Here is a 13162-nt window from a genome sequence, read left to right on the forward strand (position 1 = left end):
CGCTTTTTATTTTAACGAACTTGGTCAGAAATTTTAGTTCCGAAAAGTTCAATAGATTTTAACATGATATCGTGTGACGGATCTCCAACATCCATGTGTCCAATAAATCTTGTCAATCCTAAAACTTCTTTAACACGGTTAATTTTCTCTACAACCTCATCAGTATTTCCGATAAATAAAGCTCCATCGGCGCTGCGTCCACCGTCATATTGCATTTTTGTGTAAGGCGCCCAACCACGACTCGCTCCTATCCTATCCATTTGCGCTTTGTAATTTTCAAAATAATCCTCGATCACTTGTGGATCTTCACTAACAAAAGTATGCGAATGTATGGCGATTTGCATTTCACTTTCTGGATGTCCAGCTTTTAGATATTCTTGTTTGTAAAAATCAATCAAGGGCTTGAACTGCATTGGCATTCCTCCGATAATTGCAACAATTAAAGGTAAGCCCAAAGTCGCTGCTCTCAACACAGATTCTGGCGTTCCGCCGACTGCAACCCAAATTGGTAATTTACCATTATTTGTAGCTCTTGGATAGACGGTTTGATAGTTCATTGGTGCTCTTAGTCGACCTTTCCAACTTACATTTTCTCCAGAATTTATTTTTAAAAGTAAACCTAATTTCTCTTCAAAGAGTTCATTATAATCGGACAAATCATAACCATAAAGCGGAAAAGATTCGATGAAGCTTCCTCGTCCAACGACAATCTCAGCGCGACCATCCGAAATTTGATCAATCGTTGCAAAATCTTCGTAAACTTTTACTGGTTCTGAAGAGCTTAAAACGGTTACACCACTTGCTAATTTTATATTTTTAGTAATACTAGAAGCCGCAGCCAAAATGATTTCTGGTGAAGAAACCGCATAATCTTCGCGGTGATGCTCGCCCATTGCAAAAACATCGATTCCGACTTCGTCCATTACTTTTATTTGGTCCAAAATTTCACGCATTTTGACACCAGCATTTCTATATTTTCCAGTGGTTGGGTCTATTGATAAATCCCCAAACATTCCTATTCCTAATTCCATTGGTAATAATTTTTATCAAAAATACAAAGCTTTTGTAAGATTAATATTGACGTAGGTTAAGAACGAACAAAAGGAAAATTGACGAAAATTTCATATAATTAAAAATAACAAAGCTCCGACATGAAAAAAGTATTTTGTTCAGGATTCGTAAGTGTTTCTCTACTTTTTTCGGCACAGAAAAACGACCAACCAACTTCCAAAATACAATAATTTCAGAATGCTAAACTTGGGATTTTCATACATTGAGGCATTTATTATGTTAAAGGAATATCCGAGTCGTGGGCATTTTTTAACAACTACATCAACCACGACAACTATAATGTTGCCATAAGAACTAAAAAACGTTCTGACATTGCAAAAGAACCTCAACCTTGGGATAATTTTATAAAATATCATCAAGATCAACTTAACGAATTATCATAACAATATCAACCAGATTTAATTTGGATTGATGGTGATTGGGAACACTCTTCCAAAGAATGGAAAGCGCCGCAAACATTGACAAATCTTAGAAAATTTAATAAAGATATTATCATTAATTCTAGGCTCAACCAACATGGTGATTATGCAACGCCAGAACAAGGTATTCCGGTTATTGCGCCCGAGGACAAGTATTGGGAACTGTGTTATACGATGAACGATTCTTGGGGTTTTCAACCTTTTGACACACATTACAAAACACCCAATATGATTGTCAGAACTCTCGCAGATGTCATTAGTATGGGCGGAAATCTCCTCATTGATATTGGTCCAAAAGCCGACGGAACGATTGTGAAAGAACAACTCGATATTTTGGAAAACCTTGGTCGTTGGACCAAAAAATATCATGACGCAATCTACGGAACGCGACGAGGTATAGACTCTAAAAATTATTTGGGAAAATCCGCATTTTCAAAAGATGGAAAAAAACTATTCCTTTATCTCGATCGCAACAAAGAACATCTTAGCCTTCATGGTTTACAAACAGAAGTTTTAGCTCTTAATATGTTAAATGATAAAGCTGCGAAACTAAATTATAGAACTGATCAAAAAGGAAATCTCGACATCAATATTACTAATGCAAATTACGATCAAGATGTTAGCGTTGTCGAAATCAGCTTTAAAGAAAAACCAAAATTCGAAGAAGCAGTTGTAGAAACTAATTTTGATTTTAACCAAATTATCAATTCCAAAGATACAAAACAGGCAGTCTACCGACTTGCAGAAGAAGTTAGCAAAACTAAAAATGTTGGCTTATTTCAGAAATATGGATTTACAGAAGATGGTCAGAATATGACTATTAAAACTCAAAATTCTGAGATTAAAAACTGGCTAAACAAACATGCTGAAGCTTTTCACAACACTGGCGACAGTCTTCCAAGTGGGCACTATGATGGTTTGACAACACTTAGCAAAGACCGACAAACCTTATATCTTTTCGTGGATGGAAAACCCAATGGGCCAATCGCCATCAAAGTTGAAAAATCAAATTTCGCGGGTGTGAATTGTTGGTGAAGGTTCGGTGATTAATCATCAAGTATTCAACAAATTGTATTAGAGCAAAATCCCTGGCATTGTGTATATCGATATTCCCCAAGATCGATTGGATAATAATCTCACCATTATTGCTGTTTTACTAGATAAACCCGTGGAACTTTTCCGAGAAAACATCAGCGTAGTCGACAGTAATTTATAAATGAAAAACCTCCTAAGTTGGAGGTTTTTGCATTTTACATTTAAACGCGAAAGACGAAAAATAATATCTTTTAAAAGTTCACAAAAGCAATGATTGCAAAGTGGTTACTTCTTTTCAAGTTTTGAATAAATGCTTTTAATTAAACCATCTGCAACGGAAATTTTCGGGACAAAAATATGATTAATGTCCGCCCAATTCATCACATTATTAAAAATCTGAAGTGCAGGCACCAAAACATCCGCGCGATCCTCTCGTATCTGATAGAAAGACATACGTTCGACAACGCTCATTTCTTTCATCGTTTTATAATATTTTTTGAGCGTGGCTGCAGACATCGCTTTCCCGTCTTTAGTCTTACTTAAAGAGAAAATTTTATTGATGTTACCGCCTGAACCAATCGCCACAACATTATTTTTAGAAAGAATATTTTTCTTGATTTCGGACTTCATTTCGAACCACATATCATCGGTCACCAAACCTTGCAACAATCGGATTGTCCCAATATTAAACGACTTTTCGTAAAGCATTTTTCCGTTTTCGTAGAAAGTCAATTCGGTAGAACCACCGCCAACATCTATATAAAGATAGGCTGATTTTTTATCAAGGATTTCCTCAACATGATTTTCATAAATCAAAGTGGCTTCTTCGTCACCTGTAATAATTTCGATGTTGATTTGTGCTTCTTTTTTTGCTAGTTCGATAAGTTCTGCGCCATTTTTAGCATCGCGCATCGCACTAGTTGCACATGCTCTGTAATGTTCGACATTGTAAACCTCCATCAACTGATGAAAAATTTTCATAGAATTGATGAACATCTTCTGACGTTCTGCCCCGATTTCGCCCAAATTAAAAACATCCATCCCCAAACGAAGCGGAATTCTCAATAAATTAAGTTTTGTAAATTCTGGCTTGCCGTTAACTTCTTGTACATCATTTATCAACAGTCGAGCTGCATTACTTCCTATATCTATAGCTGCAATTTTCATAGTATAAATCTACAGATTTTTTAGATAATGATAAATTTCTATTTGCGAACGAATTGGTTTTCCATCTTCATTTTTAACATATTCGTTACGGATATTTTTGTCCAAAATTCTAGCTTTTACATTGTCACTCAATTGGATATCCAACATATCTTTGAGTTGTTTTTTAAGATCTTTTTGTAAAATTGGCGTTGCTGCTTCTATTCGAAAATCGAGGTTACGAGCCATCCAATCGGCAGAAGACAGATAAAAATCTTCTTTTCCTTTGTTATAGAAATACATAATCCTCGCATGTTCTAGATACTCATCAACAATGCTAATGGCACGGATTTTCTTTTTAAAATCTTTTTGATTAACAGCACAATAGATGCCGCGGACAATCATTTTGATATCGACTCCTGCGTTGGCTGCATCGTACATTTTGTTTATTAAAATCTTATCACTCAAAGAGTTAACCTTAATAATCATCTCCGCTTTGCGACCAGCTTTAGCTTCTTCAATTTCTTTATCGATATGCCAAATGATTTTATCTCTCATAAACTGTGGACAAACCAACAAAGATTTACAAGTTTTAAGCACTGGCATTGGATCTTCTTTTGGCTTTCGTAAAACATTGAACACTTTATTAATATCTGCCATTATCGAACGATTGGCTGTCATCAACAAGCTATCACCGTAGATTCTTGCTGTTTTTTCATTAAAATTCCCAGTGCTAATAAAACCGTATTGAATCGTCTTATTATTCACTCGTTTTTTTATAACACAAAGTTTAGCGTGGACTTTTTTATTCGGGATTCCGACCAAAACTTTAACACCTTCGAGTTCTAACTTTTCTTTCCATTCAAGATTAGCTTCTTCATCGAATCTGGCACGCAATTCTAACATCACAGTCACCTCCTTACCATTACGAACGGCATTCACTAAAGCATTGACGATTTTGGAACTGCTCGATAAACGATAAGCCGTTATTTGGATCGACTTAACATGCGGATCCATAGCCGCCTCGCGCAACAAATCGATAACAGGAACATAGTTATGATACGGAAACGTCAACAAGACATCGTTCTGCACAATAACATCGGTAACTCTCTCCTTTTGCGCAAATGCTGGATGGGTGAATTGTGTCCGTTCGACAGGTTTTTCATAAGCTTTAAAAACATCTGGAAAATCCATAAAATGTCTAAAGTTGTGAATCTTCTGCCCCGGAATGATGCTATCTTTTTTGGAAAGGTTTAATTTTTTAATTAAAAATTCTAATAGCGCTTTGTCCATTTCTTTATCAAAAACAAAACGCGTCGGCTTGCCTTTTCTTCGGCTTTTGATACCTTTTTCGATTTTGTCAGCAAGAGTGGTTTTGATATCGTTATCCAAATCAAACTCTGCATCTTTTGTTACTTTAAAACAATTGGCTTCGAACTCATCATATCCAAAATACGAGAAAATATGCGGTAAATTGTAGATAATGACATCTTCTAAAAGCATGACATTCTTCTCCGACTTATCCTCAGTTGGCAGAATTACAAAACGACTATTGGTCCTTGTTGGGACTTCGATCATCGCAAATTTACTTTCGTATTTCCATTCTTTACGGCGCATCGCAATCCCAATATACAAGCTTTTATCACGCATATAAGGCATTGGAACGTTATCGTGCAACAGAATCGGAATAACATTACTTTCTACCTCTTCATCAAAATATCTAACAACAAAATCTTTCTGTGCGACAGTCAAGTTTTTAGAATCTTTAATAAAAACATTCTGCTTGCCCATTTCTTTTTGAATCTCGCGCCAAGTTTTGTCAAAATCTTCTTGTTGCGTAATTACAATTTTATTGATTTTTTCTAAAATTTTGGAAGGCGCTTCATAGAAAGACTCTTGGATAATTTTAGTTTTAAAATCCATAGCACGTTTTAGCCCTGCAACTCTCACTCGAAAAAACTCGTCGAGATTATTAGAAAAAATTCCTAAAAAGCGAATTCGTAGAGGTAACGGAACTGTTTCGTCTTTTGCTTCCTGCAATACTCTTGCATTAAAACCTAACCACGTAATATCTCTCGGATTGTATTGTTGCGCCATAATTGAATTTGATATGTCTCAAATTTACGCTTTAATACGCATTTTTATTCGGATTTAATATTAATTATTGATTATAAAATGAAACAAACAGCGAATTTACTAAACATGTAATAATCAATTGGTTAACATTATTGCCTATCCGATGTCTATAAAAAATACAATTGAATTTGATTTTTTTTGCTAAAATTTGAGAACCAAAATTAAACGATATGAAAAAACTTTCTTTTTACTTTTGATGTTTTGCATACAGATTAGCTATGCACAATATCTTTTCGAAGATTTTTCGGGTGGAGCAATTCCTTCTACCTGGACAATAGTAAAAACCAATCCAACTAATAACTGGCAGATATCTGAGGAGCAACCAGACGGCCATTACGAAGCTGTTTGTAGTGCCCCACCTGACAGCGGACCAATTGACGAATGGCTAATAAGCCCTACATTTAGTTTAGAAAATAGTACAAAACCTTAGATGGAGATGTTTACTAATTTTAGCTCCGTTGACGCAGAGTTAGAATTAATGAGTTTTGAGGTACTATCGTCGATTGACAATGGTACAACATAGTAAACAATATGGACAACTAATGATTTTTCTTACTGAAATGACTATTCGACAATTTTAGTTAATTCGACGCTAGATAATCTTAAAGGTATTCAAATTGATTTCCCAACACTTTATGATTTCCCAACTGATGTTTTAACTAAAAAATATTGGTTAAGTGTTACAACAAATGACGATGGTTACCCTATCCGTTGGGTCGGATACAACATCGATGATGATAGCTTATCATCTATGGGATCAACTAATAATGGTGCAACATGGTCTCCAAAAATTTATGACAATGGTAAAGGTGTAGATAATATATTTCAAATTTCAGGTGCATGTACACCAACTCTTGCAACTGCAGAAGTAAATAGAAAAACAATAAAAGTGTATCCTACTCCTGTTAAAAATACTCTTTATATCAGTTCGAAAGAAAAAATTGTAGAGGCGCAAATCTATGATATGCAAGGTAAGGGTTTGAAAACAAGCTTTAATCAATCAAGCATTTCATTCGCAAATCTGCCTAAAGGTGTATACATTGTAAAAATGAAAGATCTAAACTCGAATGTTACAACAGAAAAAGTTGTTAAAGAATAATCTTTAAGTTTTTCTAAATTTTGAACAGCTGTCTTCATCGGAGACAGCTTTTTCTTATTTAATAATTTAATACATTTGCTTGTTTAAGATAAAAAAAACTTTTCTAGGTATATGTTCAACAAGCTAAATAAATATCTACTAAGCTTTATCATTGTATTAGCCAGCTTCAGCTTAATACCTGCCCAACTTTAAGAAAGTGATAGTCTAAAAAAAGTCATTACAATGGTTTATCAAGAAAATGCCATCCTCGAAGTCAATAGAATTGTTAATAAAAATAATTTTACAGATACCAATTATCCGCTTTCATTACTTAACAAGAATCTAGAAATTTCGCTGAAGCAAAATAATAAAGAATGGTTAGCAGACACTTATCTTAGTCTTGGTGTTTTTTGGGGACAAAAGGGAAATCTCAAAAAAGCTTATTAATATTTTCTAGATGCTGAAGTTGCAGCAAAGCAGACTAACAATATAAAAAAACAAGGTCAAGCCATACTTAACCAAGCCAATGTATAACCCAGTCTTGACCGAAAAATCAGAAAATTTCATCAATCTACTCCATTTTTAGAAAGCCAAAAAGACACGCTCAATCTTATAAAAATTTATCAAAATGTCGGCTATGTCTACTACGAAAAATATAGAAGTGCTAAAATAATATAAGATAGATGATAATCTTGTGACCATCTATAGCGATTATAAAGAATATTACGCAGAGATTGGAAATCCGTACAAAGCTTTAGAACACACAAAAAAATACTACGACCTCACTATTTCGCAAGCCGAAAAAAGTAGCACCGATAAAATTAAACTGGTTGAGCTAGAGAACGATGTCAAAACCAAAGAGCTTTCTTTATTACAATTAAAATCTAAGCAACGTAATTATTATATCATATTTATAATTTCGGCTCTGTTGCTGGTCATTGCTGCCTTCAGTATTTATTTATTACGTAAAAACAACAAGCGCAAACTTATTAGCATCGAAAAAGACAAAAAAATTATCGAAATCGAACTTCAAAACAATCCTCTTAAAGAAATAATCCTCCAAGAACAAGACACGCTTAATCAACAATATTTATCATCTTTTGTAAAACAGTCAGAAAGCCTGAACAACTTTTTTGGAAGATCTTTCTACAAGATTAAAAAGACGGAAACCCTTACTCAAAGCGATGTTAACCAGATCAAATTAGAGTTTGCAAATCTTACCAATCAAAGCTCGGAAATTAAGAATATTTCTAAATCTAATCTTCTAGAACTTATTGTTAAATTAAAACAGCAATTTCCAGAAATAAATACAGCTGATATTAATTTGATTTCGTTATTTTATGAAGGTTTTAACTCAAAAGAAATCGCTTCGGCACTCAACATCTCCGCAAATAGTGTCAATACCACACGTTATCGTTTTCGTAAAAAATTAAAACTCGAAAATGATGACTCTTTTGACGTCTTTTTTAAACAAATCATTTCCTAAAACTGACAATATGTCATTGTTAATAACAAATTTTGTCAGCATTTCCCAATGGCACAAAGATTGAGAAATGCATAACAACAATTTAAAATTAAAAAAATAAAAATATGAGCAAAATAATCGGAATTGACTTAGGAACAACCAACTCTTGCGTTGCAGTAATGGAAGGTAAAGATCCTGTAGTTATCCCTAACGCAGAAGGGAAAAGAACAACTCCATCTATCGTAGCATTTACTGAAGATGGCGAAAGAAAAGTAGGTGATCCTGCAAAAAGACAAGCGGTAACTAACCCTACAAAAACAGTTTACTCTATCAAAAGATTTATCGGAACGCACTTCAAAGATGACGCTTCAGAAATCACAAGAGTACCTTACAAAGTAGTTGCTGGACCAAACGATACGGTTAAAGTAAAAATTGACGACAGAGAATATACACCTCAAGAAATCTCTGCTATGACACTTCAGAAAATGAAGAAAACTGCTGAAGATTATCTTGGGCAAGAAGTAACAAGAGCGGTAATTACAGTTCCTGCTTACTTCAACGATGCGCAAAGACAAGCGACGAAAGAAGCTGGAGAAATTGCAGGTCTTAAAGTAGAAAGAATTATCAACGAACCTACAGCTGCAGCGTTGGCTTACGGTTTAGATAAATCTCACAAAGATCAAAAAATTGCAGTATATGACCTTGGAGGTGGTACTTTCGATATTTCTATCCTAGATTTAGGAGATGGTGTTTTCGAAGTATTATCAACAAATGGAGATACGCACCTTGGTGGTGACGACTTCGATGATGTAATTATCAACTGGATGGCAGACGAATTTAAAGCTGAAGAAGGTGTAGATTTGAAATCAGACGCCATCGCTCTTCAAAGATTGAAAGAAGCTGCTGAAAAAGCTAAGATTGAATTATCTTCTTCTACTCAAACAGAGATTAATCTTCCATACATTACAGCTACAGCTACAGGTCCTAAACACTTAGTGAAAACTTTAACTAAGGCTAAATTCGAGCAATTATCTGCTGATTTGGTAAGAAGATCAATGGAGCCTTGTAAAAAAGCATTATCTGATGCTGGTTTATCAACATCTGATATCGACGAAGTTATCTTGGTTGGTGGTTCTACAAGAATCCCAATTATCCAAGAAGAAGTTGAGAAATTCTTCGGTAAAAAGCCTTCAAAAGGAGTTAACCCAGACGAAGTTGTAGCAATTGGTGCTGCAATCCAAGGTGGAGTTTTAACAGGTGATGTTAAAGACGTACTTTTATTAGACGTTACGCCACTTTCTTTAGGTATCGAAACGATGGGGTCTGTGTTCACTAAATTAATTGATGCGAACACAACTATCCCAACTAAAAAATCTGAAGTTTTCTCTACAGCGTCTGACAATCAACCTGCAGTAAGCATCAGAGTTGGACAAGGTGAAAGACCAATGTTTAACGATAACAAAGAGATTGGTAAATTTGATTTAACAGATATTCCACCAGCGCCAAGAGGAGTTCCTCAAATCGAAGTAACTTTCGATATCGACGCTAACGGTATCTTGAGCGTTTCTGCAAAAGATAAAGGAACTGGTAAAGAGCAATCGATTAAAATCCAAGCTTCTTCAGGTCTTTCTGATGAAGAAATCGAAAGAATGAAGCGTGAAGCTGAAGAAAATGCTTCTGCTGATGCTAAGAAAAAAGAAGAAGTTGAAGTTTACAACAAAGCAGATGGATTAATCTTCCAAACTGAAAAGCAATTGAAAGAGTTTGGTGACAAACTTTCAGCTGACAAAAAAGCGGCTATCGAATCTGCAGCAGCAGAATTGAAAGTTGCATTCGATGCTAAAGATTTTGATGCTACAAAAACAAAAACTGAAGCATTAGATGCTGCTTGGATGGCAGCTTCAGAAGAAATGTACGCTCAAGGTCAACAAGCTGGACCAGATGCTGGACAACAACAAGGAGGTGCTGCTAACGGTGGTGCTGACGATGTTCAGGATGCTGACTTCGAAGAAGTGAAGTAATCGCCGATTACAATCAATCAGAAATAATCATAAGATCGCTGTAAATGAGTAATTTACAGCGATTTTTTATTTTTGACAATTATTGAAAATGCTTGATTTTGATCGATTTTTATGCTATTTTTGTAACATATTTGTACCGCGCCTTAAATGCGAATAATGTGCGCCTTATTAGGTCTTATTTAGCCTTAATTGCCTTAAAATGCACGTAAACCGAAAAATAATTTTTTAATGGGTTTTAGTCAACTGAAAATTCCGAAACTATGTGAGTTCTGCGAAAAACCTTTCGAAGCAAAAACTGTTTCGACAAGATTTTGTTCTAAATATTGTTCGGAGAAACAAGGAAGACGACAGAAACAGTTAGACAAGGAAGTGAAGGAGAAGCAATCTCTTTTAGAAAAAAAGAGTAATAGAATTGCTGAAATTCAAACACGACCGTATATTTCTGTTAGTGAAGCTGTGATTCTTTATGGAATTTCGAAGGATACCATCCATAGATTAATCAAAAATGGAAAGATTCCTGCTCATAATTTTGGACACCGACTTACAAGAGTAAGCAAATTTGACTTAGAATTATTGTTCGCTCCTGCAGACAACTTTGTGAAAGCACAAAAAGAAGAAAATAGAGATTTTGAAGTTGGGAACTGCTATACGATTTCAGAGATTAGTGAGAAATATAAAGCAAATCCCAGCACCGTAAGTAATGTGATTAAGAAAAATAAAATTCCAACAAAACAAGTCGGAAGTTTTGTGTACGTTCCTAAAAGATACATTGATGAAATTTTTGATCCAAAATGAAACAAAAATTAATAAGAACAAAAGTCACGGTAAGACTCAGGAAGTCTGAATATCGAAAAGAATGGTATATCTACTTGGAAAGTTATCCTGTAATTGTGCCTGGAAAAGAAGAAGTTCAGAGAATTCGTGAGTATCTAAACAGAACTGTTACCACCGTTGAATTTGACAAGAAAAGAGTTGCGAAAAGAACCGAAAATTCCATTTCTTTCAAACCGAAAAGGGACGATAATGGTGTTATCATTTGCAAAAGTGATCTTGATAAGGAAACTATGTTTTATGCAGATTCTGTACGAAAAATAAGACAAAGGGAATATGATAAAAAGAATATTTACAATGAAGTTGATTTGCTGCAAGAGACAATGAATGAAAAAAGGCAGGAGAATTTTGTAGACTACTTCAAATCTCTAATCAAAAGGCGACATAAAAACAGTTCAGCATCAATTAGGGTAAACTGGAAAAGAGCGATTGATTTTTTAATCTCTTATCAAGGTAGTGAAATTTCGTTTTCTAAAATTGATATTAAATTTTGTGAAGATTTTAAAAATTTTCTTTTAAACGCACCTAGTGGTGGAAATAAAAAAGGGATTTTGTCCCAAAACAGTGCATCAACGTACTTTTCTGTTTTCAAAGCCGCTTTAAAACAAGCTTTTATTGACGGTTATTTTACTTTAGATATTTCTGCCAAAATAAAGGGAATTCCAAATGAAGAATCGAGAAGAGAATATTTAACGATTGATGAACTCAATACTTTAGTTGTAACGCCTTGTGAAAATGATGTTCTAAAACGTGCGGCTCTTTTTTCTGCACTAACAGGTTTACGCCACTCCGATATTCAGAAATTGAAGTGGAATGAAATAAGTATTGAAAACAATCAGCCAAGAATCAGTTTCACTCAAAAAAAGACAAAAGGCGTTGAATATATGCCGATTTCCCAACAAGCTTTAGAAATTTGCGGAACACCAAAATCGCCCAACGATTTGGTTTTTGAGAATTTAACGAATCCGGCTTGGATTAATCGCCCATTAAAAAATTGGGTTGAAAAAGCAGGGATTCAGAAAAATATCACTTTTCATTGCTTCCGCCATACGTTTGCAACCTTGCAATTATCGAACGGAACGGATATTTACACCGTCAGCAAAATGCTCGGTCACACCAATGTGAAGACTACGCAGGTTTACGCAAAAGTGATTGATGAAAAGAAAAATAAAGCAGCAGAAGCGATAAAGTTAGAATCATTAAAGAGCAGTCCGGAATGAAAACAAAACACTTTGAATATATCGTAATATATCTGTCTGTTCTGATAGTTTGTGTTTTAATCGGAGTGTTTGGAAGGCTCATTTCTATAGAAAAAGGAGCTGATGAATACACAGCGAATATGATTTTTTGGATTTGTACAGGTTTCGGTATATTAATTTTTGCTATTCTTAGCCTGTTCGTCGATGAATTAGTTAGCAGGATATTAAAAATTTTCTTTAAAAATAGAAATTCTGAATTTCCTGAAGAAAAGACTTCTATTGAGAATTTTGAAAAAATAAGAGAACAACAACAAGCTGCAATCAGTGACAGAAATCAAACCAAAATTGAAATCGCAATTCATTATACTCAGAAACAATTTGCATTATATACTACCGATGATGATTTGAAATTATTATGTGAGTATATAGCAAAGTATTCACAAAACATAGATTTTGAAACCGTTAATCCCATTGAAATAAATAATTTATCAAGTCTTAACATCTATCATTTTGGCTGGAATATCTGGAACCATTTCAAAGTGACGAAACAAGAGAAAATGGCTCTTTTTCTAAAAATAGTTTTTGCTGAAACCTTGAAAGATGCAGAAGTTGAAAGTATCAAACGGCACTTGAAAGATGATGAGAAAAAAGGAATTATAAAAATTACAGATAATCTTTCCGGTTTTTAAACACCAATAATTAACAAGACATTGTGTTTTATAAGTGTTTTTGTTGTGTTGTAGGACACTGCAAAAACACTTTTT

The 13162-nt window shown here is 34.5% G+C and carries 12 protein-coding genes; 9 read left to right on the top strand and 3 right to left on the bottom strand.

The window, feature by feature from the left end; translation table 11 throughout:
• Positions 1-11 precede the first annotated feature (11 nt).
• Complete coding sequence (locus RT037_RS06770) at positions 12-1031, bottom strand: LLM class flavin-dependent oxidoreductase (RefSeq protein ID WP_313029229.1); 1020 nt, start codon at positions 1029-1031, stop codon at positions 12-14.
• 447 nt (positions 1032-1478) lie between these two features.
• On the opposite strand from RT037_RS06770, the gene RT037_RS06775 reads away from it, so the two are divergent.
• A complete protein-coding gene (locus RT037_RS06775) occupies positions 1479-2525 on the top strand; it encodes an alpha-L-fucosidase (protein ID WP_313029353.1) in 1047 nt (348 codons plus the stop codon).
• 285 nt (positions 2526-2810) lie between these two features.
• On the opposite strand, the gene RT037_RS06780 is transcribed toward RT037_RS06775, so the two are convergent.
• On the bottom strand, positions 2811-3692 hold the full coding sequence (locus RT037_RS06780; RefSeq protein ID WP_312324256.1) for an exopolyphosphatase: 882 nt from the start codon (positions 3690-3692) through the stop codon (positions 2811-2813).
• A 9-nt stretch (positions 3693-3701) separates the two neighbouring features.
• Positions 3702-5765 (bottom strand): polyphosphate kinase 1, encoded by a 2064-nt coding sequence (gene ppk1, locus RT037_RS06785; protein ID WP_313029231.1) that lies wholly within the window; start codon positions 5763-5765, stop codon positions 3702-3704.
• 187 nt (positions 5766-5952) lie between these two features.
• Between ppk1 and RT037_RS06790 the strand changes: the two genes are divergently transcribed.
• The 8 genes from RT037_RS06790 (at position 5953) to RT037_RS06825 (ending at position 13087) form a co-directional block, all read left to right on the top strand.
• Positions 5953-6234 carry a choice-of-anchor J domain-containing protein gene (locus RT037_RS06790; protein WP_312324718.1) on the top strand — a complete coding sequence of 94 codons (282 nt, stop codon included), beginning with the start codon at positions 5953-5955 and terminating at the stop codon, positions 6232-6234.
• 321 nt (positions 6235-6555) lie between these two features.
• The gene (locus RT037_RS06795; RefSeq protein WP_313029234.1) at positions 6556-6903 is read left to right on the top strand and encodes a T9SS type A sorting domain-containing protein; all 348 of its coding nucleotides are present in this window, start codon (positions 6556-6558) and stop codon (positions 6901-6903) included.
• A 222-nt stretch (positions 6904-7125) separates the two neighbouring features.
• Positions 7126-7329, top strand: a complete 204-nt coding sequence (locus RT037_RS06800; RefSeq protein ID WP_313029236.1) for a hypothetical protein — start codon at positions 7126-7128, stop codon at positions 7327-7329.
• A 247-nt stretch (positions 7330-7576) separates the two neighbouring features.
• Positions 7577-8368 carry a helix-turn-helix transcriptional regulator gene (locus RT037_RS06805; RefSeq protein WP_312324304.1) on the top strand — a complete coding sequence of 264 codons (792 nt, stop codon included), beginning with the start codon at positions 7577-7579 and terminating at the stop codon, positions 8366-8368.
• Positions 8369-8472: 104 nt separating this feature from the next.
• A complete protein-coding gene (gene dnaK, locus RT037_RS06810; protein ID WP_313029240.1) occupies positions 8473-10368 on the top strand; it encodes a molecular chaperone DnaK in 1896 nt (631 codons plus the stop codon).
• A gap of 228 nt (positions 10369-10596) precedes the next feature.
• Positions 10597-11163: a helix-turn-helix domain-containing protein gene (locus tag RT037_RS06815; RefSeq protein ID WP_313029243.1), complete on the top strand. Its 567-nt coding sequence runs from the start codon at positions 10597-10599 to the stop codon at positions 11161-11163.
• On the top strand, positions 11160-12419 hold the full coding sequence (locus RT037_RS06820; RefSeq protein WP_313029245.1) for a site-specific integrase: 1260 nt from the start codon (positions 11160-11162) through the stop codon (positions 12417-12419). Before RT037_RS06815 ends, RT037_RS06820 begins: the two co-directional genes overlap by 4 nt.
• Complete coding sequence (locus RT037_RS06825; protein WP_313029248.1) at positions 12416-13087, top strand: hypothetical protein; 672 nt, start codon at positions 12416-12418, stop codon at positions 13085-13087. The genes RT037_RS06820 and RT037_RS06825 overlap by 4 nt, the downstream gene beginning before the upstream one ends.
• Positions 13088-13162 lie beyond the last annotated feature (75 nt).

It is taken from the genome of Soonwooa sp., from assembly GCF_032062245.1.
Taxonomy (GTDB): domain Bacteria; phylum Bacteroidota; class Bacteroidia; order Flavobacteriales; family Weeksellaceae; genus Soonwooa.

Bases quoted from the DNA above. Each gene is read 5' to 3' on its own strand.
- RT037_RS06770 (WP_313029229.1), bottom strand. From the start codon at position 1,031: ATGGAATTAGGAATAGGAATGTTTGGGGATTTATCAATAGACCCAACC.
- RT037_RS06780 (WP_312324256.1), bottom strand. From the start codon at position 3,692: ATGAAAATTGCAGCTATAGATATAGGAAGTAATGCAGCTCGACTGTTG.
- ppk1 (WP_313029231.1), bottom strand. From the start codon at position 5,765: ATGGCGCAACAATACAATCCGAGAGATATTACGTGGTTAGGTTTTAAT.
- RT037_RS06795 (WP_313029234.1), top strand. From the start codon at position 6,556: ATGGGATCAACTAATAATGGTGCAACATGGTCTCCAAAAATTTATGAC.
- RT037_RS06800 (WP_313029236.1), top strand. From the start codon at position 7,126: ATGGTTTATCAAGAAAATGCCATCCTCGAAGTCAATAGAATTGTTAAT.
- dnaK (WP_313029240.1), top strand. From the start codon at position 8,473: ATGAGCAAAATAATCGGAATTGACTTAGGAACAACCAACTCTTGCGTT.
- RT037_RS06815 (WP_313029243.1), top strand. From the start codon at position 10,597: ATGGGTTTTAGTCAACTGAAAATTCCGAAACTATGTGAGTTCTGCGAA.
- RT037_RS06820 (WP_313029245.1), top strand. From the start codon at position 11,160: ATGAAACAAAAATTAATAAGAACAAAAGTCACGGTAAGACTCAGGAAG.
- RT037_RS06825 (WP_313029248.1), top strand. From the start codon at position 12,416: ATGAAAACAAAACACTTTGAATATATCGTAATATATCTGTCTGTTCTG.